Genomic DNA, 2,675 nt, shown 5'->3' on the forward strand with positions numbered 1-2,675 from the left:
CGGGAAGTCCAGCAATTCCGGCAAAGCAACTGCCAGGGGCTCAGTGCCACTGCCTGCAGCCAGCTGGTGGAAAAAGCCTTGGATGCACAAGCGACACGAGGACTGATCCTGCAAGGGGCAGGCATGATCGCACCAGTGCTTGCCGGGAAGCTGGGAGGACTGAAGGGCAAGCCCTTGGCAAGTGGCCCTGCTCCGGTCAGCGAACCGCAACCCACGGCGGGCCGACCACTGCCGAGCCACACCGTGGCGGAAAGCAGCCCCTATACTAGAAACGCAGGTAGCGAGCCGGTCGTGGTGCAGGGTGGGGTAAAGTCAGGAGAGGGTGTTTCGAACGGAACACTTGGAGAAATTGTTGGAGGTGGAAATACCTTCAATGACGCGGGGCGTTTGTCTAGAAATGGGAACCGGGCAGTTTTTGCACAAGAAACTATTAATACCTGCGGTCCAACCTCATGCGGGATGGTGTTGGACACGTTGGGTAGACCTGTCAATCTGGGAACACTTGTTCAGCAAATCCAAGTTGGGAGGAATGGTGTGGGTATTGATTCACTTGCAAAACTCTTGCAGAGTGAGGGAGTAAATGCGAGTTATCAATCGCGGCTATCCATTGAAGCATTGCGAAAGGCAACCGCTGATGGCAACCCGGCAATTGTAGCAGTGAAGCTGGAGGGTGGTGGCCATGCGGTAGTAGTGGACGGAATAACGACTAGGCAGGGTGTTGAGGTGGTGTCGATTCGTGATCCATGGAAGGGGGCTCAGTATCATGAGCAGCTCGATGTTTTTAAGCAGCGCTATTATCGTCAGGGTGTAATAATTAAGGGGTCGAAATAATGGAAATCCAGACGGTTCAGCTTGAAGAGTTAATGAAGAATCCAGATCAGTACATTGATAGTGTGGTTGTAACTGAAGGTATTTTAATTGTTCAGGAAGACAAGGCGACTCTATGTATTGAAAGTGATGAAGAGAGTGTGTGTTTGAAAATTTCAGACGATGATTTTTTGGATAGGCTATTAGATAATGTTCCGTGTTATGTTGGTGGTAAATACCTTTATTGTGACTCGGCAAGTATTATAGGTAGTGTTTTTCTTGAAAAGAATAACTTTTACATTAGTTGTGTGGTGAGGATTAGTATTTTTAGGGGGGGGGAGGTTTTCAATTTTTAATTCTTGAATAGATCACAAAGAGCCTCTTAATTTTTCCAAATATTATTGTTGCCAAGGCAGCAGCGCAACTGCTGAGCGCTAGGTTGTAAGCTGAACGCCAATTAGAAATGCAGGTAAGCCGGAGCGACGTCGCGCTGGCGCGTGAAGTCCAGCAATTCCGGCAAAGCAACTGCCAGGGGCTCAGTGCCACTGCCTGCAGCCAGCTGGTGGAAAAAGCCTTGGATGCACAAGCGACGCGAGGGCTGATCCTGCAAGGGGCAGGCATGATCGCACCAGTGCTTGCCGGGAAGCTGGGTGGACTGAAGGGCAAGCCCTTGGCAAGTGGCCCTGCTCCGGTCAGCGAACCGCAACCCACGGCGGGCCGACCACTGCCGAGCCACACCGTGGCGGAAAGCAGCCTCTATACTAGAAACGCAGGTAGCGAGCCGGTTGTGGTGAAGAGTCCGGCCCCGTATGAAACGGTGCCGGTGACGGTGAAGCAACCGGTGGCGGGCCTGGGCCTGACAGCGGCGGAGCGGGATGCGATACTGGCGGCTGGCAAGGGGCCTAGGGTTGATGTTCTAAACACAGAGAGGGTTCTGGGTGGCAAAGGCCCCATCAGTGGGAGGGCTTTTGAGCCAGAAAATGCTGGTGGGGTGATTCGCGATCTGAATACAGACCGAGTTCGAGTAACTGAACGTGGTATTGAGGTGGTGAGAAAGCATGTTTCGAGGTTTGGTCAGGACGACGTGAATGATTTCATGATCAATCGTCTCGAAAGAATATCGCGAGGTGACATTCCAGCGGACCAAGTCGATCTCAATTTCTACACACACGAATTGCGAGAATACGTTCGTTACAGAAGGCTCGGATGGGAGACTGGGGTGCCAAAATCTCAAGATGAGGCTTACCGTTTGTGGAATAACGCCCACACTGCAACGCTTGAGGAGTATCGACTAAATGAGAAAATGACTCCTCATCCTCTTTATCACCCGGATGCGCCATGATGGAATTGATTTATAAGAGAATTGCACTGGAAACAGCTGAGAAAAAACCAAATGGGATAACTTGGTATAACTTGGAGGTGGCTTTTTCTCGGCGAGGGTATGGAGGAGAGGTCAATGCCTTAGGTTTGGCAGAAGAACTTGTTGCTGAAGGACTGCTTATAGTTGCTCCCGACAAGACTTCTACCTTGCTCCTATATCAACTCACCGATGCAGGGAAGGACTATTTAAAACAGCAATGCGGCAGGGTGATTGAAGGGAATGGTCTACTGTGATCCTGTTAGAGGTTCACATGCATACTTTCCTGACTGTGACGGGTGTGCTAGCAGGTGGGGCTTTGGCGCCTGCCGCCTATGCCAAAACACTTATCCAGAAATCGGTTAAATTAGCCTCGGACTATAAAGCCGACTGCTACTGAAAACGGGGGGACGTCGCAGAACCAAAGCCGCTTCCAAAGCATCAGCGGCGGCGCCAGCATGAGCATGGGCAGTGGCGGCGGCAGCTTCAAAGCCACCATCGCCCCACCGGT

4 protein-coding genes are annotated in these 2,675 nt (G+C 51.6%); all 4 read left to right on the forward strand.

The genetic code is table 11. The annotated features are described in order from the left end of the window. The coding region (locus HNQ59_RS19210; protein WP_221320299.1) for a C39 family peptidase at positions 1 to 831 on the forward strand (831 nt) is incomplete at its 5' end. Beyond that, a complete protein-coding gene (locus tag HNQ59_RS19215) occupies positions 831 to 1,163 on the forward strand; it encodes a hypothetical protein (protein WP_184042003.1) in 333 nt (110 codons plus the stop codon). The genes HNQ59_RS19210 and HNQ59_RS19215, both read left to right, overlap by 1 nt. A 206-nt stretch (positions 1,164 to 1,369) precedes the next feature. After that, positions 1,370 to 2,149, forward strand: coding sequence for a hypothetical protein (locus tag HNQ59_RS19780; RefSeq protein ID WP_246491090.1), 780 nt, complete (start codon positions 1,370 to 1,372; stop codon positions 2,147 to 2,149). After that, positions 2,146 to 2,421: a hypothetical protein gene (locus HNQ59_RS19225; RefSeq protein WP_184042004.1), complete on the forward strand. Its 276-nt coding sequence runs from the start codon at positions 2,146 to 2,148 to the stop codon at positions 2,419 to 2,421. The genes HNQ59_RS19780 and HNQ59_RS19225 overlap by 4 nt, the downstream gene beginning before the upstream one ends. Positions 2,422 to 2,675 lie beyond the last annotated feature (254 nt).

It is taken from the genome of Chitinivorax tropicus, assembly GCF_014202905.1.
Taxonomy (GTDB): domain Bacteria; phylum Pseudomonadota; class Gammaproteobacteria; order Burkholderiales; family SCOH01; genus Chitinivorax; species Chitinivorax tropicus.